At 73.9% G+C, this 23,271-nt stretch carries 22 protein-coding genes; 4 read left to right on the top strand and 18 right to left on the bottom strand.

Translation table 11 applies throughout. The features are described from left to right. From ABEA15_RS22985 to ABEA15_RS22930, 12 genes are all read right to left on the bottom strand, one after another. The coding region (locus ABEA15_RS22985; RefSeq protein WP_345558977.1) for a serine/threonine-protein kinase at nucleotides 1-1,042 on the bottom strand (1,042 nt) is incomplete at its 3' end. A 169-nt stretch (nucleotides 1,043-1,211) separates the two neighbouring features. Then, a complete protein-coding gene (locus ABEA15_RS22980; RefSeq protein ID WP_345558976.1) occupies nucleotides 1,212-2,240 on the bottom strand; it encodes a zinc metalloprotease in 1,029 nt (342 codons plus the stop codon). Nucleotides 2,241-2,344: 104 nt separating this feature from the next. After that, a complete protein-coding gene (locus tag ABEA15_RS22975; RefSeq protein WP_344148096.1) occupies nucleotides 2,345-4,078 on the bottom strand; it encodes a DEAD/DEAH box helicase in 1,734 nt (577 codons plus the stop codon). Between the two features lie 152 nt (nucleotides 4,079-4,230). Further along, nucleotides 4,231-4,404, bottom strand: a complete 174-nt coding sequence (locus tag ABEA15_RS22970) for a hypothetical protein (protein WP_344148099.1) — start codon at nucleotides 4,402-4,404, stop codon at nucleotides 4,231-4,233. Between the two features lie 6 nt (nucleotides 4,405-4,410). Then, entirely contained in the window at nucleotides 4,411-5,211 is an 801-nt protein-coding gene (locus ABEA15_RS22965) for a class E sortase (RefSeq protein ID WP_345558973.1), read from the bottom strand. 514 nt (nucleotides 5,212-5,725) lie between these two features. Continuing rightward, entirely contained in the window at nucleotides 5,726-5,971 is a 246-nt protein-coding gene (locus ABEA15_RS22960) for a DUF3039 domain-containing protein (RefSeq protein WP_311544202.1), read from the bottom strand. A 54-nt stretch (nucleotides 5,972-6,025) separates the two neighbouring features. Beyond that, nucleotides 6,026-6,613, bottom strand: coding sequence for a YqgE/AlgH family protein (locus ABEA15_RS22955; RefSeq protein ID WP_344148106.1), 588 nt, complete (start codon nucleotides 6,611-6,613; stop codon nucleotides 6,026-6,028). Between the two features lie 63 nt (nucleotides 6,614-6,676). Next, nucleotides 6,677-8,119 carry an NAD-dependent malic enzyme gene (locus tag ABEA15_RS22950; RefSeq protein ID WP_345558971.1) on the bottom strand — a complete coding sequence of 481 codons (1,443 nt, stop codon included), beginning with the start codon at nucleotides 8,117-8,119 and terminating at the stop codon, nucleotides 6,677-6,679. Between the two features lie 311 nt (nucleotides 8,120-8,430). Continuing rightward, nucleotides 8,431-9,153 (bottom strand): cytidylate kinase-like family protein, encoded by a 723-nt coding sequence (locus ABEA15_RS22945; RefSeq protein ID WP_345558969.1) that lies wholly within the window; start codon nucleotides 9,151-9,153, stop codon nucleotides 8,431-8,433. Nucleotides 9,154-9,411: 258 nt separating this feature from the next. Continuing rightward, nucleotides 9,412-10,359, bottom strand: coding sequence for a tetratricopeptide repeat protein (locus tag ABEA15_RS22940; protein ID WP_345558967.1), 948 nt, complete (start codon nucleotides 10,357-10,359; stop codon nucleotides 9,412-9,414). Between the two features lie 158 nt (nucleotides 10,360-10,517). Further along, the gene (icmA, locus tag ABEA15_RS22935) at nucleotides 10,518-12,248 is read right to left on the bottom strand and encodes a coenzyme B12-dependent isobutyryl-CoA mutase large subunit (RefSeq protein WP_345558965.1); all 1,731 of its coding nucleotides are present in this window, start codon (nucleotides 12,246-12,248) and stop codon (nucleotides 10,518-10,520) included. A 126-nt stretch (nucleotides 12,249-12,374) separates the two neighbouring features. After that, the gene (locus ABEA15_RS22930) at nucleotides 12,375-12,947 is read right to left on the bottom strand and encodes a MarR family transcriptional regulator (RefSeq protein ID WP_345558963.1); all 573 of its coding nucleotides are present in this window, start codon (nucleotides 12,945-12,947) and stop codon (nucleotides 12,375-12,377) included. A 167-nt stretch (nucleotides 12,948-13,114) separates the two neighbouring features. Here ABEA15_RS22930 and ABEA15_RS22925 point away from each other — a divergent pair, with 167 nt between their 5' ends. Further along, entirely contained in the window at nucleotides 13,115-14,785 is a 1,671-nt protein-coding gene (locus ABEA15_RS22925; protein WP_345558961.1) for a glycosyl hydrolase family 18 protein, read from the top strand. Between the two features lie 77 nt (nucleotides 14,786-14,862). Here the strand turns inward: ABEA15_RS22925 and meaB are convergent, their stop codons facing one another. Beyond that, nucleotides 14,863-15,807: a methylmalonyl Co-A mutase-associated GTPase MeaB gene (meaB, locus tag ABEA15_RS22920; protein ID WP_345558959.1), complete on the bottom strand. Its 945-nt coding sequence runs from the start codon at nucleotides 15,805-15,807 to the stop codon at nucleotides 14,863-14,865. A gap of 205 nt (nucleotides 15,808-16,012) precedes the next feature. On the opposite strand from meaB, the gene ABEA15_RS22915 reads away from it, so the two are divergent. Beyond that, nucleotides 16,013-16,426, top strand: a complete 414-nt coding sequence (locus ABEA15_RS22915) for a PPOX class F420-dependent oxidoreductase (protein ID WP_345558957.1) — start codon at nucleotides 16,013-16,015, stop codon at nucleotides 16,424-16,426. A 32-nt stretch (nucleotides 16,427-16,458) separates the two neighbouring features. On the opposite strand, the gene ABEA15_RS22910 is transcribed toward ABEA15_RS22915, so the two are convergent. The 3 genes from ABEA15_RS22910 to ABEA15_RS22900 form a co-directional block, all read right to left on the bottom strand. After that, on the bottom strand, nucleotides 16,459-17,070 hold the full coding sequence (locus ABEA15_RS22910) for a DinB family protein (RefSeq protein ID WP_345558955.1): 612 nt from the start codon (nucleotides 17,068-17,070) through the stop codon (nucleotides 16,459-16,461). A gap of 161 nt (nucleotides 17,071-17,231) precedes the next feature. Further along, nucleotides 17,232-17,936 carry a carbon-nitrogen hydrolase family protein gene (locus tag ABEA15_RS22905; RefSeq protein WP_345558953.1) on the bottom strand — a complete coding sequence of 235 codons (705 nt, stop codon included), beginning with the start codon at nucleotides 17,934-17,936 and terminating at the stop codon, nucleotides 17,232-17,234. Between the two features lie 92 nt (nucleotides 17,937-18,028). Further along, nucleotides 18,029-19,222 (bottom strand): acetyl-CoA C-acetyltransferase, encoded by a 1,194-nt coding sequence (locus ABEA15_RS22900; RefSeq protein ID WP_344148137.1) that lies wholly within the window; start codon nucleotides 19,220-19,222, stop codon nucleotides 18,029-18,031. A gap of 84 nt (nucleotides 19,223-19,306) precedes the next feature. Between ABEA15_RS22900 and mce the strand changes: the two genes are divergently transcribed. Beyond that, the gene (mce, locus tag ABEA15_RS22895) at nucleotides 19,307-19,768 is read left to right on the top strand and encodes a methylmalonyl-CoA epimerase (protein WP_345558951.1); all 462 of its coding nucleotides are present in this window, start codon (nucleotides 19,307-19,309) and stop codon (nucleotides 19,766-19,768) included. Nucleotides 19,769-20,325: 557 nt separating this feature from the next. Then, nucleotides 20,326-21,666 (top strand): DivIVA domain-containing protein, encoded by a 1,341-nt coding sequence (locus tag ABEA15_RS22890; protein WP_344148143.1) that lies wholly within the window; start codon nucleotides 20,326-20,328, stop codon nucleotides 21,664-21,666. 209 nt (nucleotides 21,667-21,875) lie between these two features. Here ABEA15_RS22890 and ABEA15_RS22885 read toward each other — a convergent pair whose 3' ends face one another. Together ABEA15_RS22885 and ABEA15_RS22880 are read right to left on the bottom strand one after the other, a co-directional pair. After that, nucleotides 21,876-22,613, bottom strand: a complete 738-nt coding sequence (locus ABEA15_RS22885) for an alpha/beta hydrolase (RefSeq protein WP_344148146.1) — start codon at nucleotides 22,611-22,613, stop codon at nucleotides 21,876-21,878. Between the two features lie 88 nt (nucleotides 22,614-22,701). Next, complete coding sequence (locus ABEA15_RS22880; protein WP_344148149.1) at nucleotides 22,702-23,019, bottom strand: ATP/GTP-binding protein; 318 nt, start codon at nucleotides 23,017-23,019, stop codon at nucleotides 22,702-22,704. Between the last annotated feature and the right edge of the window lie 252 nt (nucleotides 23,020-23,271).

The following is a 23,271-nucleotide window of genomic DNA, read 5'->3' as shown; positions in this document are numbered from 1 at the left end:
CTGCCGCTCCCCCGGCCGCCACCGCGCCGCCGCCGGCCGCGGCCGAGGCCGAGAGCACCGCGGCCGCTGCGACCCACGGCCCTGCGCCGCGCCCGGCGGCGCCGAAGCCCTGCCAGGCCGAACCCAGCAGGTTCCGCAGCCCTCCGCGGCGGTCGGCGCCGGGTTCGACCGCTCCGGACAGCAGCAGGACCTCATCCAGCGCCTCGGCCGCCGTCGGCCGCTGCTGCGGGTCGGGGGCCAGCGCGCGTCGCACCAAGGGCGCCAGGTCCTCGGGCACGCCGTCGAGGTCGGCGGCGCCCTCACGGGCGCGCCGCAGGAGCGTCCCCGCATCGCCGGTGCCGAACGGGCCGCGGGCGGTCGCTGCGTAGGCGACGAGGGCTCCCCAGGCGAAGGTGTCGGCCGCCGGGGACGCCGCCTGGCCCAGGCGCTCGGGCGCCACCCACCCCGGTGTGCCGTAGACGCCCTCCTCCGGCGTCGTGTCGTCCAGCGAGCGGGCGATACCGAAGTCGATGACGCGAGGGCCGCCGGGTCCGAGGATGATGTTGGCGGGCTTGACGTCGCGGTGCACGATCGCCGCGGCGTGCACGGCGGACAGCGCCTCGGCGGTGCCGGCCGCGAAGGCCCGCAGCGCTTCGCCGGTGAGCGGGCCGTACTCGGCGGTGTGCCGCCGCAGGGTGTCGCCCTGCACGAACTCGGTGGCCAGCCAGGGCCGCGGCGCAGCGGTGTCGGCACCCAGGAACTCGGGGGCGCACTCGGCGTCGACGCGGCTGAGCAGCTCGGCCTCACGGGCGAAGGTCGCGCGGTAGGCGGGCTCGGAGGTGTAGCGGGGGTGGATGACCTTCACCGCGATACGGCGCCCGCCGGCGTCGAGCGCCCCGTAGACCGCGCCCATCCCGCCTGCGCCGATCCGGCCCACCAGCCGGAACGGTCCGACCGAGACCGGGTCCTCCGGCTCCAGCGGCGAGAACCCCGCGGGCAGCGGAGGCGCGCCGCCGGCCTCGTGGGGGCCGGGACCCGGGGGCGGAGGCGGGCTCTGTGCCATGGCGGTTCGCTGTCGTGGTCGCGGGGGCGGGCTGCGGTGGGGTGGTCCGACTATGGCATACCCCGATCCGGCCCGAAGGCGCGGTTTTTGACCGGTACCGGCCTCCCGTGCCGGGGCGGTGCCGGCGGCGGGCGGCGGGTCGCCGCGCCGCCCGCCGCCGGGCCGCGGCTCAGTGCCGCAGCAGCGGAACGGCCGGGGCCCGCGACTCCCGGCCCCTCTGTGCCTGCTCGCCGCGGAAGGCCGTCCAGTGGTCGGCCATGCGCCGGGCCTGGCCAGCGGTGAAGTTGTCCATGCAGGCGTCGTCGCTGTAGTCCATGAAGTTGGTCACGGGGTCCTCGCCCCGGCGGTCCGGGCAGGTGTCGCGGCCTTCGGGGCAGCCCGACGCCTGCTCCGCCTCGTAGGGGGTGTCGTCAACGTAGTCGCCCGGGTCGGTGCACCCGTTCTGGAAGGTGTGGAACAGGCCGAGCCAGTGGCCTGTCTCGTGGACGGCGGTGTAGCCGCGGTCGAAGTCCTGCTGCGACCCGCCGGGGACGGTGCGGTAGCTCATCACGACACCGTCGTTGCCGGGGTCGGAGGAGTACTCCTGCGGGAAGGTGGCCTGACCCAGCACCCCCTCACCCAGGTCGGTGATGTAGAGGTTGAGGGTCTCGGCCCCGCCCTGGCGCAGGCGGTCCTTGATCTCCTCCTCGTGCTCGGCGAAGTCGGAGAACCACGCATTGTTCGCGGTGCGGGTGGTCTCGGCCAGGTCGAAGCCGAACCCGGTGTCGGCGCCGGCCAGGCCGCCGCCGAACGCCTCGTCCAGCACCGCGATCTGCTCCCGGACGGTGCCGTTCGAGACGTTGCCGGTACCGTCCTCGGCGTGCACGATGTGCACCGCCACCGGCACCGGGACGTCGATCTGCTGAGCCGCGCCGGGCCCCTGCTGGTCGCGCAGCTCCTCGCGCAGCTCGCGGTCGTAGGCGGCGGCCTCTTCCGAGGTGAGGTGGCCCTCGTGGTCGCGGCGCAGCCCGTCCCGCTGTTGCGTGCCCGATTCGGGGCAGTCGTCGAGGCGTGCGGCGGTGCCGGCCTGCGCGGCCGGAGCGGCGAGTGCCCCGCCCGCCAGCGCGCCGGCGCTGATCAGCAGGGCGCCGCACAGGCGCGCCGCAGTGCCCGCTTTGCCGCTGATGGCATTACCCAGGGTCTTTCCACCGTAGTCCATGAACACGGACGGTAGTCACCTGGTAGCGGTGCATCTCTGGCGGCATGCCCAACTTGCGAAGTGTTTGCCCGTTCTTGCTCGGCAGCCGCCCCGGGGCGACCCGGCTACCGCTGCCCCGTCGCCCACGCGCGGATCCGGGCGATGCGCGTACGGATCTGATCCGCGCTGGCCTGGGCGATCGGCGGGCCGCCGCAGACCCGGCGCAGCTCACTGTGGATGACGCCGTGCGGCTGGCCGGTGCGGTGGTGCCAGGCCCCGACGAGCCCGTTCAGCTCCTTGCGCAGATCGGCGATGACCTCGTGGGCCGGCGGCCCGGAGTCCTCGTCCGTGGTGTCCTTGGCGCCCTTGGCCTTGCGCTCGTTGGCCTTCTGGTCCGCCTTGCGCTTGCGCAGCAACTGGCTGACCTGATCGGGTTCCAGGAGGCCGGGCAGCCCCAGGAAGTCCTCCTCCTCAGGCGAGTCGGGAGCCCCGCCGCCGAACTCCGAGCCGTCGTAGAGCGCCCGGTCGAACTCGGCCGAGGCCTCCATGGTCTCGAAGGGGAGCTCCTCGCCCGCGTCGGGCGTGTCCCGCTTCTTGCGGGCCTCGTCGACCATGTCCTGCTCGGGGTCGAAGTCGTCCTCGCGGATCGGGCGGTCGAGCGCGTGGTCCCGCTCGCGCTCCATCTCGCCCGCGTACTCCAGCAGGGTCGGCACCGAGGGCAGGAACACCGAGGCCAGCTCGCCGCGTCTGCGCACGCGCACGAAGCGGCCCACCACCTGGGCGAAGAACAGCGCGGTGCTGGTGGTCGTCGCGTAGACCCCCACCATCAGGCGCGGCACGTCCACGCCCTCGGAGACCATGCGGACCGCGACCATCCACCGCTCGTCGGAATCGGCGAAGCGCTTGATCTTCTTGCTGGCCGTGGGGTCGTCGGACAGCACCACCGTGGCGCCGCGTCCGGTGATTTGGCGCAGGATGCGGGCGTAGGCGCGCGCGTTCTCGTGGTCGGTGGCCACGACGAGGCCGCCGGCGTCGGGGTGGCTGTTGCGGACCTCGGTGAGCCTGCGGTCGGCGGCGGCGAGCACCTTCTTGATCCAGTCGCCCTTGGGGTCGAGCGCCGCCCGCCACGCCTGGGCCAGCGCGTCCTGGGTGAGCGGCTCGCCCAGGCGCGCGGCGAGCTCGTCGCCGGCCGTGGTGCGCCAGCGCATCTCGCCGGAGTAGGCCATGAACATGACCGGCCGCACGACCCCGTCGGCCAGCGCCGGCGCGTAGCCGTAGCTGTAGTCCCAGGCGCAGCGCCGCACACCGTTGTGGTCCTGCACGTAGTCGACGAACGGGATCGGGTTGACGTCGGAGCGGAAGGGCGTGCCCGTCAGCGACAACCGCCGCGCCGCGGGGTCGAACGACTCGCGCACCGCCTCGCCCCAGGAGAGCGCGTCGCCGGCGTGGTGGACCTCGTCGAAGATCACCAGGGTGCGGCGGGCCTCGGTGCGGTTGCGGTGCAGCATGGGGTGCGCCGCGACCTGCGCGTAGGTGACGGCGGCCCCGAGGTACTGCTTGCCCAGCGCGCCCTGGCCGTTCTTGAAGTCCGGGTCGATCGGGATGTTGAAGGCGGCCGCGGCCTCGGCCCACTGCTTCTTCAGGTGTTCGGTGGGGCAGACGATCGTGATGGCGCGGACGGCATGGCGGGACAGCAGCTCGGCGGCGAGGGTCAGCGCGAACGTGGTCTTGCCGGCGCCGGGCGTGGCGACCGCCAGGAAGTCCCGGGGGTCCCGGCGGAAGTACTCTTCGAACGCCTCGCGCTGCCACTGCCGCAGACCGCTCAGCCGATCCTCGGTGTTGGTGTCGACAAGCGTCATCGTGCGATTCCCCAGATGCTCACGGGGACGAGGGTATCCCGCTGGGCCGGGGCGCATGGCGCCCGCCGGCCGGTGCGTTCGTCACGTCGCGCCCGCGCGGTGGGCGGCGCGCGGCCGGGCGCCCTCTCGCGCACCGGCCGCGCCGACGCAGCTCAGCCGCCGCTGGTTGTGGTCTCCACGGCGCCGTCGTTGAAGGGCATGTAGGGGTCGATCGCCGGGAAGACGTAGAGCCACAGCCCCGCCGCGACGCCCGCCGCCAGCGCCAGTGCCAGCAGCAGCCGCACGGGCCAGGGCCCGGGGAGGATGCGCCAGATCAGTCCGTACATCGGCGCTCAGGCCCCCTCTCCCCGGTCCTGCGGCGCCATGTCGGCGATGTTGTCGGGCATGCCGTCCTCCTTGGGACGGGTGTCGGTCAGCTCCGCGTGGATGACCAGCCGGTGGGTGTTGTTCAGCTTGGGCGCGCACGTGGTCAGCGTCAGCAGGGAGCGCTGCGGGTCGTCGTTGTTCTCCGCGTCGAACGGGTCGGGGTCGACCACCTCGACCTGGTCGGGGGTGACGGTGGTCTCCTCGATCACCTCGTAGGTGTAGAAGCTGTCGGCGTCCTCGACCACGATCTCGTCGCCGCCCTCCAGCTGGTCGAGGTCCCAGAAGATGCCCGGGGTCCGGTGGCCGGCCACGGCGTAGTTGCCCTTCTCGCCGGCCGCGGTGGCGTCGCCGCCGGTGACGTCGTCGTCGGTGTAGTGGCCGGGGCTGTAGCGGATGTCCTCCGGGGAGACCCCGTTGACCACGACCCACTTCAGATCCAGGTCGGGGATGTAGAGCCGGCTGTTGGCGGCGCCGGGCATGGCTCCGGCGTCGGGGCCCTTCTCCTCCTGCTGGGCCCAGCTCTCCTCCAGCCCCTGGGCGAGCTGCTGCTGCTCCTGGTCGGTCTGCATCTGCTTGCCGTAGACCTCGTAGGCGGCGAAGAACAGCATCAGCACCCCGGCGGTGAACAGCAGTTCGCCTAGGGTGCGCACGGCCCCGCGGGCGAGGTCGCCGCCGGTGCGCCGCCGTGCCGGCGGCTTCCTGCGGCGCCCGCGGGCGCGGCCCCGGCGCCCGGCGCGGGGGACGTCCAGTTCACTCGTGGAGACCATGTGACCTACCGTCGGTTGCCGCCGCCCCGGCCGCCCGGGCGCGGTGAGGGACGCGTGCCGCTGTGCATCGGGGCGGCTGTGCTCGGTGTTGGAGTCGGGAAGACGTCAGAGGGCGTCGCGGGGACGCGGGGAGAGCCAAGGCGCATTCCGGACGTACTTCCCCGTTGGTCCGAATGCGGCGATTGGTCCACAGAGGAGGGTACCGCGCCGCCGACTCGCGTACAGCGCACATCGCCGAATCCGCGGGCGATCGCGGTGGATCGGGGGAGGCGCAGGCTCGGCGCCGCACGCCGGGGCCCCGCCTATACGCGGCGCGAGCAGGGCGCTCCGCCGAGGCGCCGTGTGTCCGCATCCGGACACGACGCAGTCGGCGCCGCTCGCGCGGCGACCTGAGGAGCAGACCCCGCTCGCGGCGGAAGGCGGCCTGCGGGGCCCGCCCGGCGGCGGGCCCGCGGCGCGACGGCCCGCGCGGGATCGCGGGTCCGCGTTCGCGCCCGGAGGGCGCACCGCGGACTCAGCCCTTCATCATCTCCTCGTAGATCTCCTTGCACTCGGGGCAGACCGGGAACCTCTTGGGGTCGCGGTTGGGCACCCACACCTTGCCGCACAGCGCGATCACCGGGCTGCCCGTGACAGCGCTCTCGGTGATCTTGTCCTTCTGCACGTAGTGCGCGAACCGCTCGCGATCACCGTCGTCGTGCGAAACGTCCGGCCGGGTCTCGCTCTCCGGAAGCACCTTGTTGACAACGTCCATTGCCATCGGGCCCTCACACCTCCTCCATGCTCGTTCCACGGTATCCGGCGGAGCCGGCGCTCAGTTCAGTGTCGGGTCGTCCGGATAGGTCGATACCAAGGCGAGATCCCCGCCCTGGCGGCGCAGCACCCGCGGCCACAGTGACGAGGGGTCGGCGGAGAAGACGTCGTCGGTCACGGCCGGGACCACGTACCAGGCGCCCTCGTCGATCTCGTCGGCGAGCTGGCCCGCTCCCCACCCCGCGTACCCGGCGAAGACCCGGAAGCGGCCGAGCGCGCTGCCGAGGATCTCCGGCGGGGTGTCGAGGTCGACGACGCCCAGCCCGTCGACCCGCGAGCCCTCGTGCGGCGTGCCCTCCAGCGGGCGCCACCCCAGCGGAGCGTCGTCGCCGCCGGGCGTGCCCAGCGCCAGCCCGGCGCCCGTGCCCACCGGACCGCCGGAGAACATCACCGCCGGCTCCGTGGCGAACCCGCTCCAGTCCACCAGCACCTCACCCACCGCCAGCTCCAGGGGGCGGTTGACGATCACACCGAGCGTGCCCTCGGCGGGTTCGTCGTCGACCACGAACACCACCGCCCGCCGGAAGTTGGGGTCCTCCAGCAAGGGGGTCGCCACGAGGAGGCTCCCGGTCAGAGTCGGCTCGTCCATGCTCCACGTGTACCCGCATCGCCGGGCGGAATCCAGTGCCGCCGGGCCGGGTGGGGACCGGGCTCAGTCCGCGGTGCGGGCCCCCGCCCCGCCTCCGCGGCGCTCGGACCGCTGCGCCTGCTCGCGCAGCGCGGCGTCGCGCACGGCGGTGGCGACCTGGTGGGCCAGGTCGGGCTGGAAGACGCTGGGGACGATGTAGTGCGGGCCGAGCTCGTCGGCGGTGACCACGTCGGCGAGCGCCTTGGCCGCGGCCACCATCATGTCGGCGTCGACGTGGTCGCTCTGCGCGTCCAGCAGGCCGCGGAAGACCGCGGGGAACACCAGCACGTTGTTGATCTGGTTGGGGTAGTCGCTGCGCCCGGTGGCCACGACGGAGGCGTGCAGGTGGGCGACCTCCGGGTCGACCTCGGGGTCGGGGTTGGCGAGCGCGAAGATGATGGAGTCGTCGTTCATCTCGGCGATGTCGGCGCCGCCGAGCACGTTGGGCGCCGAGACGCCGATGAACACGTCGGCCCCGTCGACCGCGCCGCGCAGGTCGCCGGCGTAGCCCTCGGGGTTGGTGTTCTCGGCGATCCACGCCAGGTTGGGGTCGAGGTCGCCGCGGCCGGAGTGCACCGCCCCGTGCAGGTCGCAGACCACGACGTGCTTGGCTCCGGCGTGCATGAGCAGCTTGAGGATGGCGGTGCCCGCGGCACCGGCGCCCGACATCGCGATGCGGACCTCGCCGAGGTCCTTGCCGACCACGCGCAGCGCGTTGCGCAGGGCGGCGAGCACCACGATCGCGGTGCCGTGCTGGTCGTCGTGGAAGACCGGGATGTCCAGCAGGTCGCGCAGCCGCTCCTCGACCTCGAAGCAGCGCGGCGCGGAGATGTCCTCCAGGTTGATGCCGCCGAAGCCGGGCGCCAGCAGTTGGACGGTGCGCACGATCTCGTCCACGTCCTGGGTGTCCAGCGCGATGGGCCAGGCGTCGATGTCGGCGAAGCGTTTGAACAGCGCCGCCTTGCCCTCCATCACCGGCATGGCCGCCTGCGGGCCGATGTTGCCCAGGCCCAGCACCGCCGAGCCGTCGGTGACCACGGCGACGCTGTTGCGCTTGATGGTCAGCCGGCGCGCGTCGTCGGGGTTGGCGGCGATGGCCTGGGAGACCCGCGCGACACCCGGGGTGTAGGCCATGGACAGCTCGTCGCGGTTGCGCAGCGGCACCTTCGACTTCATCTCGATCTTGCCGCCGAGGTGCAGCAGGAAGGTGCGGTCGCTGACCTTGTGCACCGTGACGCCCTCGATCGCGCCGAGCGCGTCGACGATGGACTGGGCGTGGTCGGTGTCGCGGGCGGCGCAGGTGACGTCGATCCGGATGCGCTCGTGGCCCGCCGAGGCGACGTCCAGGGCGGTGATCACGCCGCCCACGTGCTCGACGGCGTTGGTGAGGCTGCCTACCGCGCTGCCGTGCCCGTCGAGCTCCAGGCGAATCGTAATCGAGTAGGAGACGCTGGGAAGGGTGGCCACGAAATGCTCCTTGCGAATCACGGATCTGCCGCGGGGCCGCCGTCGGCCTGCCGGCGGGGGAGGTACGGAGCAGGTCGGGCCGCGCGATCATGCTGCCTGGCACCGGCACCGGCCCGCGCCTCGGGGGAGGCGGGCGGCGGTTCGGGCCGCCGCGCGGACGGCGGCACCTGGCGCCCCTCTCATAGTGCCATCACCGGTGATCATTCTGCGCGCTTCACAGGTGAGAAAACGGACACGGAATCGTATTCGGTATCCATTGGAGTGACACGGACGAGCGCCGCCGCGGCCGCGGCCGGCGGGTGCCGCGGCGCTCAGGCGCGCCGGGCGCGCTCGCGGGCGAGCCGCTCGATCACGTCGGTGCAGGTCTCCAGCGGAACCGACGTGGTATCCAGCACCGCGTGGTACAGCGCCGCCGAGGCCGGGTCGACCCGGTAGAAGCGGCGCACGTAGGCCGAGCGTGCGCGGTCGTTGTCGCGCAGGTCGCGCTTGGTCGGCGGGTTCCACCGCCCCTCGGCGCCGCTGCCGCCGGTACCGCCGGACTCGCCGTCGGCGGCGGAGCCGGTGCCCGGGCCCTGCTCGCGCAGCTCGGCCGCCTGCATCAGCCGCGCCTCGGGCGGCCCGTCGAGGCGCACGTGCAGCGCACCGGGGTGGTCGGCGAGCACGCAGGCGCCGGCGCGGCCGAGGATCACGCCGCCGGTCCGGGCGACCTCGCGGATGACGTCCTCGGTGCGCTCGACGAACTCCTGGTCGAAGAGCAGGTGCCCGCTGCCCTCGGCCGCGCGCACGTAGGTCATGTCGACGCTGCCCGGTGTGACCGCCGGCAGCCGCGCAGCCCCGGCCAGCAGGCGCTGCAGCCCGGTGGGCGCGCGGTCGTCGTGTTCGAGCACGTCCTGCAGGGTGCAGCCGATCTCGCCGGCGACCGCCGCGGGGATGGCGCGGTCCACGAAGGCGACGCCGAGCCGCGCCGCGAGCGCCGGGCCGATCACGCTGCCGCCGGCCCCGAAGGCCGCCGAAACCGTCACCACGTACGCCATCGCACTCACCCGCCCGGGTCCGGCCGGTGCCCGCAGTGCCGGGCACCCGTGCCTCGGTAGTACCCGCCGCAAAGCACGCGGCCACGTCGGGGCGGCGATCCTCCTGCGGTGCGGCCAGGAGCCAAGCGCAGGCCGAGCCGCGGGCGCACCGCGGCGCTCGCGCGCTCCCCGGCGGCGGACGGCGCGGCAGGGGCCGCCCGCCGCCGGGCGGAGGCGCAGCTCAGCGGGGCCTCCTCGGCCTGTTCCCGTCCGTCGGGATCAGAACAGCGCGGAGGTGAGGGCGCGCCGCGCCTTGCCCACGCGGGGGTCGCCCGGTGGCAGGACCTCGAACAGCGACAGCAGGTGCTGGCGCGCCCGGTCGCGGTCGTCGTCGGCGGTGCGGCGCACGGTGGCCACCAGGCGGTCGAAGGCGTCCTCGATGTTGCCGCCGTACATGTCGATGTCGGCGACGTCGATCTGGGCCTGCACGTCGGCGGGGTCGTCGGCGGCGGCCTTGCGGCGCTCGTTGCCGTCGAGGCTGCGGACGCGGCCGACCAGGCGGATGTGGGCGAGCTTGATCTTGGCCTCGGCGTCCTGGGGGTCGGCCTCGACCGCCTTGGCGTAGACGGCCTCGGCGGCCTCGAAGTCGCCGCGCTCAAGCGCCTCCTGGGCCTCGGCGTCGGCGGGGCTCTGCTCGCCGGCGTCGGCGCCCTCCTGGTCCTCGTCGGCCTCCTGGGGCTCGCCCAGGCCGCTGTACTCCTCGGGCAGCACGCCCTGCTGGCGCAGGCCCTCGAAGATCTGGCTCAGCCAGTCGCGCAGCTGGTCGTAGGTGGCCGGGCCGCCCGGGCCGGGCACGACCTGGCCGCCGATCACCATGGCGATGGTGGGCACCGCCTGGACGCGCATGGCCTGGGCGATCTGCGGGCTGGCCTGCACGTCGACCTTGGCGACCGCCCATTGGCCGCCGGCTTCGACCGCCAGCCGGTCCAGAGCCCGCTCGACCTGGTCCGACTGCTCGGAACGCGACTGGAGAACCGCGAGGACGACGGGTGCGCTCATCGAGCGCTCCAGAACCTCCTGCTGGAAGTTCTCCTCGTTGATGTCGATGGCGTAGGGATTGGCGCTGCCGGACGACGCCTCGGCCTGCCGCTTGGCCTCGCGTTCCAAGGCCGCCTTGCGAGCTCCGAGGTCGACCGCGCTCTGCATGGAGAAGTCCGAAGGCTGCATACCTCCATCCTGCCGCATAGCGCGGGGCGCCGGTGAAGGTTGTGGACGGCGGGCCGCCGCCCTGCGCGTGAGGCCGCGCGGGCCACCCCGGAGGCGCGCCCGGGGCGCCCCGCGCGATCAGGGCCGCGCGCGGTGCCGCCCGCCGGGCCCCGCCGGCGTCACAGGTGCGGCTTCTCGGTGTAGGTGCCGAACTCCTCGCCCATGGTGCCGCAGATCTCGCCGAGGGTGGCCTCGGCGCGGACGGCGTCGAGGATGACCGGTATCAGGTTGGGGCGTGCGGGGTCGCGGACCGCCCCGAGCAGGTCGGCCAGCGCCTTGTCGACGGCCCCGCCGTCCCTGCGCTCGCGGCGCTCGGCCAGCACCCGATTCTGCTCGCGCTCGATCTCGTGGCTGATCCGCAGGGTCTCGACCTCGCCGGTGACCGAGGCGGTGTGGGCGTTGACGCCGACGATGCGCTTCTCGTCCTTCTCCAGGGCCTGCTGGTACTGGAAGGCGGACTCGGCGATCTCGGAGGTGAACCACCCGTTGTCGATCCCGGCGAGGATGCCCGAGGTGATGGGGCCGATGGCGTGGTCGGCGCCGGCTCCCCCGCCCATGCCCTCGATACGCTCGAAGATGCGCTCGGCCTCGGCCTCCAGGCGGTCGGTCAGCGCCTCGACGTAGTAGGAGCCGCCCAGCGGGTCGGCGACGTTGACGACCCCGGTCTCCTCGCGCAGGACCTGCTGGGTGCGCAGCGCGATCTCGGCGGACCGCTCGGTGGGCAGCGCGAGGGTCTCGTCCAGGGCGTTGGTGTGCAGCGAGTTCGTGCCGCCCAGCACCGCCGAGAGCGCCTCGACCGCGGTGCGCACGACGTTGTTGTAGGGCTGCTGGGCGGTGAGCGAGACCCCGGCGGTCTGGGTGTGGAAGCGCAGCCACTGGGCGCGCTCCTGGTCGGCGCCGAAGCGGTCGCGCATCCAGCGCGCCCAGATCCGTCGGGCGGCGCGGAACTTCGCGATCTCCTCGAAGAAGTCGACGTGGGCGTCGAAGAAGAACGACAGGCCGGGCGCGAACCGGTTGACGTCCAGCCCGCGGGAGAGGCCCAGCTCGACGTAGCCGAAGCCGTCGGCGAGGGTGAACGCCAGCTCCTGGGCGGCCGTGGCTCCGGCCTCGCGGATGTGGTAGCCCGACACCGACAGCGGCTTGAACGCGGGCACGTTCTCGCCGCAGTACTCCATCAGGTCGCCGATGAGGCGCAGGTGCGGCTCCGGCGGGTAGAGCCACTCCTTCTGCGCGATGTACTCCTTGAAGATGTCGGTCTGCAGGGTGCCGTTGAGCACGGACGTGTCGGCGCCCTGGCGCTCGGCGGCGACCAGGTACATGCAGAAGACGGGGATGGCCGGGCCGCTGATGGTCATGGACGTGGTGATCTCGGCCAGCGGAATGGCGTCGAAGAGCACCTCCATGTCCGCGGCCGAGTCGACCGCCACACCGCAGTGGCCGACCTCGCCCAGCGCGAAGGAGTGGTCGGAGTCGTAGCCCATGAGCGTGGGCATGTCGAAGGCCACCGAGAGCCCGCCGCCGCCGGACTCCAGGATCATCCGGTAGCGCTCGTTGGTCTGGCTCGCGTTGCCGAACCCGGCGAACTGGCGGATGGTCCAGGGCCGCCCGCGGTAGCCGGTGGCGTAGAGCCCGCGGGTGAAGGGGAACTCCCCCGGCCAGCCGATCCGCTCGAAACCGGGGACCTCGGCGCCCTCCGGGGGCCCGTAGACGGGGTCGAGGGGCTGCCCCGAGATGGTGGTCCTGGCCTCGGGCGCGGCACTGCCCCGCCCGCCGGACCCGGGGGTGCGCGCGGCGTCGTAGCGCGCCTGCCAGCGGGCGCGGCCCGCAGCGATGTCTTCAGGGTTGGCCATACCCCAATAGTAGGACGTCCAACTAAAGATGCATAGGGCCTTCGACCGGCCGCCGATCACCCACTCCCGCGCACCCGGGCCGAGCGGTGAGCCGGCGCCCCGGGACGCCGCGGAACAGGCCGGTGCTCAGTGCGCCGGGCCGGAGTCCGCTTCGGGCGGCGGGCGCTCGGACGGGGTCCGGTCGCGGCGCTGGGCGGCCGGGAAGTCGCCGAACTCGACGCGGAGCTTGGCGAAGACGGAGTGGATCTGCCAGGCCTCCTCGTCGGAGTAGCAGTCCAGCCCGAAGTCCATGGCGACCAGGTCGCGGGTGGCCTGCTCGACGACCTCGCGGCCGCTGCCGGTGATCTCGGCGAGGGTGCCGCGGCCGTCGCTGGGGTTGGGCAGGCGGCGGACGAAGCCCTGGCGCTCCAACCGGTCGATGGTGTTGGTCACACTCGTGGGGTGCACCATCAGGCGCTCGCCGATTTTACCCAGGGGCAGTGCGCCCGTCGAGCTGAAGGTGAGCAGCACCAGCGCCTCGTAGCGCGCGAAGGTCAGCGCGTAGGGCTTCAGCGCGGTGTCGAGCTGGCCGATGAGGATCTGCTGGGCACGCATGATCGAGGTGACGGCGGCCATCGACGGGTTGGCGCCCCACCGGCGCGTCCAGTTGTCGTGCGCGCGCTCGATGGGATCGAACGGGAGATTCAGCGGGTTGCCCACGCCGACACTGTACCGACCCGTAGGAGCCGCGTACTCGGGCGAAGCGCCCTGCCGCCGCGGCCGGCCGCCCGCGCCCGGCGCGCAGTGCACAACCCTCTTGCTCGCAAATAAATCGGTAGTTAAGTTTCCTAATAAATATCCCCCGCCCGGACGGAGCGAGCGCACCCATGGCAACCCCCCGCCCCCGACCTCCCGCACGGCTCGCCGCGGCGGCCGCCGTCGTCCTCGTCGCCCCACTCCTGGCGGCCGCGCAGGCGGCGACGGCCGAGGCCGACACCGCGACCGGGCGACTCACGGTCACCCAGGTCGAGAACGCCCGCTGGCCCGGCGGCTACCAGGCCCAGATCACCCTCGCCAACGGCACCGGGGCCCCGGTGAGCGACTGGACCGTCGAGTTCTCCCTGCCCGAAGGCGCGCAGGTCGGCCACATGTGGAACGCGGACCTGAACAGGGGCTCCGGCGGCTACACCGCAACCCCGCCCGCCTGGGGCGCCGCGATCCCCGCCGGCGAGAGCTACACGTTCGGCTACAACGGCGACCTCTCCGGCCGCGACACCGACTTCACCGCCTGCACGGTCAACGGCTCGCCGTGCTCCGGCCACGACTACCGCCAGGTGGGCTACTTCACCCAATGGGGCGCCGCCGACCGCGGCTACCTCGTCGAGGACCTCGTCGCGAGCGGGCAGGCGGAGCGCCTCACCCACCTCAACTACGCGTTCGCCAACCTGGACGAAGACGGCCGCTGCTTCATGTCCGACGAAGAGGGCCGCGGCGACGCCTACGCGGACTACGGCCGGGCCTACTCCGCCGCCGAGTCCGTCGACGGGGTCGCCGACACCCCCGGCCAGCGGCTGCGCGGCAGCTTCAACCAGCTCCGCGAGCTGAAGGAGCGCTACCCCGGGCTGCGCGTGAGCATCGCCATCGGCGGCTGGGCCTGGTCGGACCACTTCTCCGACGCGGCACTGCCCGAGAACCGCGAGGCCGCCGTGGAGTCCTGCGTCGACATGTTCCTGCGCGGCGACCTGCCCCGGCTCAACGGAGCCGGCGGCAAGGGCTCCGCGGCCGGCCTGTTCGACGGCATCGACCTCGACTGGGAGTGGCCCGCAACTCCCGGGGAACCCGGCAACGCGGTCCGCCCCGAGGACAGGGAGAACTTCACCGCCCTGGTCCGGGAGTTCCGCGACCGGCTCGACGCGCTGGAGCGCCGGAACGGCCGCGAGTACGACCTGACCGCCTTCGTACCGGCGAACACCGGCGCCATCGAGGCCGGCTACGAGGTCGACGAACTGGCCGAGGAGTTCACCTTCATGAACGTCCAGGGCTACGACTTCACCGGCGCGTGGAGCCCGACCACCGGACACCAGTCCAACGTCCGGGTCCCCGACGGCGACCCCTCCGCGGCGCCGCGCAGCTACGAGACCGTCGTCCAGGAGTACCTCGACCGCGGGGCCGAGCCCGGGAAGCTGGTCATGGGCGTGCCGTTCTACGGCCGGGGCTGGACCGGTGTACAGCCCGGCGCGCGCGGCGACGGGCTGTGGAGCGAGGCCGGCGGCGCGGCCCCCGGCGAGTGGGAGGCCGGCTTCAACGACTACGAGGTACTCAAGGAGTACGCCGCAAAGGACGGCTTCGAGCTCTACCGCGACGAGCGGGCGGGGACCGCCTGGCTCTACGACGGCACCGAGTTCTGGAACTTCGACGACCCGGAGGCCGTCGCGCAGAAGGCCGCGTGGGCGCGCGAGGCCGGGCTCTCCGGTGTCATGGCCTGGTCGCTGGACGGCGACGACGACCGGGGCAGCCTGCTTGAGGCGGTCGACGGGCAGCTGAACGGCCGGGGCTGAACCCGCCGCCGGCCGGGGGCCGGCCGGAGGGCTCGCAGGCCCTCCGGCCGGCCCCTCCCGCGCGCTTCGCGGCCGCGTCAGGCCTCCAGCGCCGCCAGCACGGTGTCGGCCGCCGCGTAGGGGTCCGCACCGGCGGCCACCTCGTCGGCGAGCTTGTCCAGCGCGGCGTGGCCGCGGACGTCGGCGAGCCGGCGGGTGAGCTCTCCCATCGCGATGCCCTCGATCTCGCGCCGGGCGCGGTCGCGGCGCCGCGCGCGCAGTCCGCCCGAGGCGCGCAGGTGCTCGGCGTGCTCATCGAGACGCTGGAGGAGGTCCGCCACGCCCTCGCCGTCGGCGGCGGCCATGCTCACCACCGGCGGCTTCCACTCGTCCGGCTCCCTGTCGATCTGGGCGACCATCTGGCGCAGGTCGCGCACGGCCGCCCGCGCGCCTTCGCGGTCGGCCTTGTTCACGGCCAGGACGTCGGCGACCTCCAGCACCCCGGCCTTGCCCGCCTGGACTCCGTCGCCCATGCCGGGTGCCGACAGCACGACCGTGGTGTCGGCGTGCGCGGCGATGTCGACCTCCGCCTGGCCCACGCCGACGGTCTCGACGAGCACCATCGAGAACCCGGCGGCGTCGAGGATCCGCAGGGCGTGCGGCGCCGCCCACGACAGCCCGCCGAGGTGTCCGCGGGTGGCCATCGACCGGATGTAGACACCGGGGTCGGTGGCGTGCTCCTGCATGCGCACCCGGTCGCCGAGCAGGGCGCCGCCGGTGAAGGGCGAGGAGGGGTCGACGGCCAGCACCGCCACGCTGTCACCGCGTTCGCGCAGCGCCTTGGCCAGTGCGCTGGTCGAGGTGGACTTGCCCACGCCGGGGGCGCCGGTCAGCCCGACGATCCGGGCGCTCCCGGTGTGCGCGGCGAGGCCGGAGACGATCTCCCTCAGCTCGGGCGCGGACTCCTCCACCAGCGAGATCGCCCGAGCGAGGGCCCTGCGGTCCCCCTCCAGCACCCGCTTGACCAGGTCGCCGACCTCCATCGGTCTCCCTCCGCGCTCGCCGCACTCCTTCGGACGTCCAAGTATCGCAACCGCCGGTCCCCCGGCGCACGCTCCCCCGCCTTCCGGTCTCCGCCGCCTGCCGGGCCCCGGCCGCGGGCGGCGCGCAACAGGCCCGGGTCCGGGCCGCGCGCCCGCGTGAGCGGTACGCTCCGATCGAGTCCCCGACGAGGAGGAGCGCGGGCCCATGGCCTTCACCGGTGACGAAGCGGCGTACCTGCGCGAGCACCCGATGGGCCGCCTGGCGACGGTCGCCGGCGACGGAGGTCCCGACGTGGTCCCCGTCGCCGTGGAGTTCGACGGCACGCACCTGTGGGTCGGAGGCGGCTCCACCGTCGTGCGCACGCGCAAGTTCCGCAACGTCGCCGCCGGCAACGACAGGGTGGCCCTGGTCGTGGACGACATGGTGTCCTTCGACCCCTTCGTCGCGCGCGGCATCCGGATCTACGGCAGGGCCGAGCAGCCGTTCGAGCGCGTGGGGATGGCCGGGCCGGGAACCTACATGCGCATCACGCCGACCGTCTCGTGGAGCTGGAACCTCGCGGGCGAGCCGGTGGGCGAGACGTGGTACGAGCCGCGGCGCACCGTCCACGGCTGCTGAGCGGGCGGCCCCGGCAGGGCGCGGTCACCCGCTCACCCCCCGTCGCCGGTCCTGCCGTCGGTCTGCTCCCGGAGGATGTCGGCGTGACCAGCGTGGCGGGCGGTCTCCTCGATCATGTGCAGCAGGATCCAGCGCAGCGACAGCCGCTCCGCCTCCTCGTGCCCGAACACGTGGTCGAGGCCGAACCGGGCGGCGGTCTCGCGGGACCGGGCGCACTCGCGCTCGTAGTCGGCCGTCAGCGACGCGAGCGTCGCTTCGGCGGGGACGTCCCAGGTGTCGTCGGCGGTGTCGAGCGGCAGCTCCAGCTCCGCCGCGGAGCGTCCGCCGACGACGCGCTGGAACCAGTTGCGCTCGACGAGGGTCAGGTGGCGCAGGAGTCCCGCCACGGTGGTGCGGGAGGGCACCAGCCGGCGGCGCGCCTGCTCCTCGGTCAGCCCGCGGGCCTTGTCCGCGACGACCCGGCGCAGATAGTCCAGGAACGCCTCCGCGGTCTCGCGCTCGGCGCCCACGGCCCGGGCCAGCACGGCCCGCTGCACCTCGCGCAGGGCGCGGTCGTCGGCGGGCGCCGCGCCGCCGCCCTCCGCCTGCGGGGCGGCGGCGTCTGCCGGAGCGTCGGGACCGGGGTCTGAAGAGGGTTCGTCCATACCGGGAACCTACGCAAGCGCGTCCGATCGCCGGAACCCCGCCGGGGTGCGGAAGCACGGCCGGAAGCGGCCTCTCGGCGGCTTGGAGCGCCGGCGCCGCCCACCGGTCCCCGGCATATCGCCCCTCGGCCCCGGCCCGGCCCCGGCTGTGGCCGGCCCGGTCAGGCCAGCACGGTGCGGACGATGACGCCGGCGTCGGGCCCCGCCTGGGCGGCGACGGCTCCGCCGGGCCGCCAGACCCCCGATCGCCCCAGCGTGTGGGAGTAGCCGCCGCCGGTCGGTCCGGCGAAGCTGCTGACGGCGACCCACATCCCGTGCTCGGCGGCGGCGCGCGCGGCGCGCTCCTGCTGGACGGCCGCGTCGCCTGCGTGCTCGACGGTGGCCGCCGCGTAGACGACGGCGCCGAGTGCGGCGGTGCCGGCGGCGTGCGCGGCCACGCCGAAGTCCCTGCAGATCGCCAGGCCGACGCGGCGGCCGTCCACATCGAGCACAGCGGGCCCGGTGCCGGGCGCGAACCGCTCGGGCTCGGCGCCGCCCAGCCACGTCTTGCTGTAGACGTGCGCGGCCCCACCGCCGTCGACCGCCAGCATCGCGATGTGCTCGGCGCCGTTCTCGCCCCGCACGGGAGCTCCCACCAGCGCGGTCGCGCCCGCCCGGTCGCACGCCTGCACGATCGGCAGCAGCCGCGCGTCGCCGGACGCGACCGGCGGCGCGTCCAGCTCGTAGCCGGTCAGCGACATCTCCGGGAACACCACGACGCGGGCGTCCGCGGCGCGGACCGCCTCGGCGTGCACCCCGGCGTTGGCCGCCACGGCGCGCGGCTCGCACACGGGCTGGGCGACCGCGATGACCAGCGGATCGCGCACCGGTCCGCCCCCTTTCCGGGTTTCGGGCCCACACTCGTTCCGCCGGGCGGGCGGCCGACGGCTCCCTCCGGCCGCCGCGGCCCGTCGGCCCCTCAGGCCCCGGGGACCTCGAACAGCAGCGCGTCGCCCTGCCCTCCGCCGCCGCACAGGGCGGCCGCGCCCAGGCCGCCGCCGCGCCGCCGCAGCTCGTGCACCAGGTGCAGGGCCAGCCGCGCGCCGGACATGCCGATCGGGTGGCCCAGGGCGATGGCGCCGCCGTCGGGGTTGACCTTGTCGGAGTCCTCGGGCAGGCCGAGGTCGCGCATGGACTGCACGGCGACGCTGGCGAACGCCTCGTTGATCTCGATCAGGTCCAGGTCGGCCGCCTGGGCGCCGGCCTTGCCCAGCGCGTGGCGGACGGCGTTGGAGGGCTGCGACTGCAGCGCGTTGTCGGGCCCGGCGACGTTGCCGTGCGCGCCCACCTCGGCGAGGATCTCGCAGCCCAGCTCCTCGGCCTTGGCCCGGCTCATCACGACCAGGGCGCAGGCGCCGTCGGAGATCTGCGAGGAGGTGCCGGGTGTGATGGTGCCGGCGTCGTGGAAAGCGGGGCGCAGCCGGGCCAGGCTCTCGGCGGTGGTGTCGGGGCGCACGCCCTCGTCCTCGGTGACCAGCCGGTCCTCGCCCTTGCGCTGCGGAACGCGCACCGGCGCGATCTCGGCCTCGAAGCGGCCGTCCTTGATCGCGGCGGCCGCCCGCTGGTGCGATCGCGCGGCGAAGGCGTCCTGCTCGGGGCGCCCGATGCCCAGGCGGGCGTTGTGCCGCTCGGTCGAGGCGCCCATGGAGTCGCCGTCGAAGGCGTCGGTCAGCCCGTCGTGCGCGGTGGCGTCGAGGACCTCGACCGAGCCGTACTTGTAGCCGCTGCGCGCCTTGGGCAGCAGGTGCGGCGCGTTGGTCATCGACTCCATGCCGCCCGCGACGACCACGTCGAACTCGCCCGCTCCGATGAGCTGGTCGGCGAGAGCGACGGCGTCCAGCCCCGACAGGCACACCTTGTTGATGGTCAGCGACGGCACGCTCATCGGGATGCCGGCCCCCACGGCCGCCTGGCGCGAGGGGATCTGGCCCTGGCCGGCCTGGAGCACCTGGCCCATGACGACGTAGTCGACCCGGTCGCCGCCGATCCCGGCCCGCTGCAGCGCGGCCTCGATCGCAAGCGAACCGAGCTGCACGGCCGAGAATTCGGAGAGCGACCCGAGCAGGCGCCCGATCGGGGTCCGTGCTCCACTGACGATGACGGATCCGGGCATTGGCGAGCCTCCGTTGCGTTCCTGTCCGACCTCGTCTGCCACGATACATATGCGTCGTTCGGCGGATTCTCGGAGGTGGAGCCAGTGCTGACCCGGATCGACCACGTCGGCATCGCCTGTTTCGACCTGGATGCGACCGCGGACATGTACCGGCGGGTGCACGGCTTCGAGGTCGCGCACGAGGAGGTCAACGAGGAGCAGGGGGTGCGTGAGGCGATGCTGCGGGTGAACGGCACCGACGACGGCCACGCGACCTACCTGCAGCTGCTTGAGCCGGTGCGCGAGGACTCCCCGGTCGCCAGGTTCCTGGCGCGGCACGGTGAGGGCGTCCACCACATCGCCTTCGGCACCGGCGACGTGGTCGGCGCGGCGGCGGAGATCGGCGCCAAGGGGGTGCGCGTCCTCGACGAGGCTCCGCGCCCGGGGTCGATGGGCTCGTCGATCGCGTTCCTGCACCCCAAGGACTGCGGCGGGGTGCTCACCGAGCTGGTGCAGGCGGCCGGCGGCAGCGGCGGGGCGCACCGCGAGGCGGGCACCGCGGAGTAGGCCCCGGCGGAGAGGGACGCCGGATCGGCCGGGCCGCCCGCACGCGGGCCGCGATCCTACGAAAACGCCCGTTATGCTGGTGCCGCGGCTGCGGGGCGTGCCTTCGCCGCGGCGGCGCCGGTGCGCGGTCCGCGCACCGCTGCGCAGCGCAACGGAACCGTCACATCCGCTATCGTCCCACGTCCCGCCCTCCGATTGCCCCGAGCCCCCGATCCGTATGCCGCAAACCCTCCTCTGCGGGGCGTTGAGCTTGATAAAGTCTGCTAGCTACCGGGACTTCCGGTACACACCGTCCCCTGCCCGTCGCGGCTCGCCGAGCCGGGCAAGCTGCGCAGAGCGTCCTCTTCCGTCGGTAAGGCTCCTTCGCTCCGCATTCCGTACCAATGGAGCGAACTCGCCCACAGACGCGTGGTTCCCGGAGTACCCTCCCCGGGAGTAGCTCGCGAAACCGCTGGATCGTGGCGAGAGGAGCGGCCGCAGGCGCCGGGCCGCACGCCCCCGACTCGACACGAACACCCGTAAGTAGCCGTCTCGTCACTCGTTCAGGATTCCGCCACATGTCGTCGTCCGATATTGAAGCCCAGCTGACCAATTTCTTCGAGGAAGGCAACCAGGCCACCGAGTTCGACGTGGTCCTGCGCGGTTACGACCGGCAGCAGGTGATGAGCTTCGTCGACCAACTCAAGACCGAGCTCCAGCAGGCAAAGGAAGAGGCCGAGCAGGGTCGGCACGACCTCTCCGAGGCCAAGCGCCAGCTGCAGGAGCAGGAGCGTCCCACCTACTCCGGACTCGGCGCGCGCATCGAGCAGCTGCTCCGCCTCGCCGAGGAGCAGGCCACTGAGCTCGTCCAGGGCGCCCGCGCCGAGGCCAACGACATCAAGTCCGAGGCCAAGATCGAGGCCGCCGAGATGCGCTCGGCCGCCGAGAACGAGGCCAACGACCTGCGCACGACGGCCCAGCGCGAGGCCGACGAGATGCGCTCCTCCGCCGAGTCCGAGTCGGAGGAGATCCGCACCACGGCGCAGCGCGAGGCCGACGAGCTGACCTCCACCACCGAGCGCGAGGTGCAGAAGAAGCGCTCGGCCGTCGACCACGAGATCGCCGAGAAGCGGGCGACCTTCGAGGGCGAGATCGCCAAGCTGCGCACCACCACCGAGCGCGAGTGCGCCCAGGCGCGCGCCTCGGCCAAGCGCGAGCGCGACGAGACCCTGCAGACCGCCAAGCGCCAGGCCGACGAGATGCGCGCCCAGGCCCAGCGCACGCTCGAGGAGAGCGAGGCCAAGCGGGCTCAGGAGGAGGCCGAGTTCGAGATCCAGCTGGCCGGCCGCCGCGAGGAGGCCGAGCGCCAGGACGCCGAGCGCCTGGCCGCCGCGCAGGCCGCGACGCAGAAGCTGGTCTCGGAGGCCGAGGAGCGGGCCGCCAGCGCCGAGCAGCGGGCCACCAAGGCCAGCAACCAGGCCGAGCAGACCCGCCGCGAGGCCGAGCAGCACGCCAAGCAGCTCGTGGCCAACGCCAAGAAGAACTCCGAGCAGATCTCGGCCGAGGCCAAGTCCAAGGCCGACCACATGGTCAGCGACGCCAAGGCCGAGGCCGACCGCATCATGACCATCGCCCAGCAGGAGGTCGAGGAGAAGAGCCGCCAGCGCGACAGCATCCAGTCGCACCTGGACCAGCTTCGCCAGCTGCTGGGTGCGGGCGGCGGGGACCCCGCGGCCGCCGCACCGCCGGCTCCGGCTCCCGCTCAGGTGGCCGCCTCCGAGCCGGCGCCGGCCATCGAGTCGCAGCAGGGCGGCGAGCAGCAGGCCCAGCAGCGCTCGGGCGGCGAGGCCGCCAAGCAGCCGGTGGGTGCCGCATCCGGCGCCAAGGCCGAGGACGACGAGGACTGGTGGCAGGAGTAGCCGCCCGGTCGTCGGGCCGCTAGGGCGCGGCCCGGCGGCAGTCGGCACCGCAGTAGCGGAAGGCCCCGGCACCCCGGAACGATCCGGGGGCCGGGGCCTTCTCGTGTGCCGGGGCCGCCCGGCGCACGCCTCGGCTGCGGCGGCTCAGGCGCGGCGGCCTGCGGCCGCTCCCGCGCGGCGGTGCCCGTCCCGCACGGGCTCGGCCGGGCTCAGCCGGAGAAGGCGTCGCGCTCGTAGGGGCCGTCCCACTCCACGGGCAGCGGCGCGGCCTCGGGCGCCACGCGCTCCACGACGGTGTTGAGCACGGTGCGGACGTAGGGCTCGCCCACCCACAGGTGCTTGGCGCCCTCGACTCCGATCACCTCGGCCCGGCCGACGCGCGCAAAGCGCTTGCGGGCCTCCTCGGGGCGGAGGTAGTCGTCGAACTCCGGTACCAGCGCGACGAGCGGCTTGCCGGAGCGGTCCCAGGCGTCCAGGTCGGCCTCGCCCGCCCGGTGCAGCGGCGGCGACAGCAGGATCGCGCCCTCGACCTCCGGGTCGCAGCCCCATTTCAGCGCCAGCTCGGTGCCGAAGGACCAGCCCAGCAGCCAGGGGCGGGGCAGGCCCTCGAACTCGGCGTACTCGATCGCGGCGGCCACGTCGTAGCGCTCGGCCTCGCCCTCGCCGAACTCGCCCTGGCTCCTGCCGTGCCGGGACGCGGTGCCGCGCGTGTTGAAGCGCAGCACGGCGGTGCCCGCCAGCGCCGGCAGCCGAAAGGAGGCCTTGCGCAGCACGTGGCTGTCCATCATGCCCTCGGCGGTGGGCAGGGGGTGCAGGCACACGATCGTGGCGACGGGCTCGCGGTCCTCGGGCAGGGCGAGCTCGCCGACGAGCTCCAGGCCGTCGGCGGTGTGCAGGGTGACGGGGCGGCGCTCGGCGGGCAGCACCGTGGTGGCGCGGATCTGCATGGTCCCTCGGTTCACGGACGGGGTGGCGGGGCGGCGCCGGCGCGGCCGGCGGTGCGCCGGTCCCGCCGCACCGCGGGGGTGGCGGGAGTCAGCGCCGCGGGAACCGGACGCCGCGGCTGGTCCGGTGCTCCCAGCAGGAGCTGTGCCAGTGGCGGCGGTCATCGCCGCCGCCGAACGGCCGCCAGGCCACGACGTGCGGCACGGCCGGCGGGATCTCCTGGTAGCAGCCCGGGCAGCGGTAGGTCTTGGTCGCGGCGGACCCGCTGATGCGGCGCACGGCCCACTCGCCGTCGGGGCCGGTCTCGCGGCGCTCGGCTCCGGTGATGCGCTGGAAGACCTCGTCGTCGCCGCCGGGCGGACGGCTCTGCCCGTTGCGGCGGCGAGGGCTGTTGCGGCGCGGACTCACCCTTCCAGGGTAGGGGCAGCCGCCCGCCGCGACCCACCCGGGCCCGCGGGCCGGCAGGAGCGCGCGGCCGCCGGCGGCGGTGCCGCCCGGGCGTACTCGATGGGCCGCTGTCCTCCTGCGCGGCGCCCCGGCCCCCTCCCGCCGCGTTCCCGACCGCCGGCAGGGAACCCGCCCTGAGCCCCTCCCCGGCCGTGCGAGAGCGGCAGCGGTCCCTCTCGCAGCACCCGCACCGGAACGACGGCGCTGCGCGCC

It is taken from the genome of Streptomonospora halophila, assembly GCF_039542725.1.
GTDB lineage: Bacteria > Actinomycetota > Actinomycetes > Streptosporangiales > Streptosporangiaceae > Streptomonospora > Streptomonospora halophila.
Note: the sequence above shows the minus strand (reverse complement) of the source record. Positions and strands in the feature narration are given on the sequence as shown.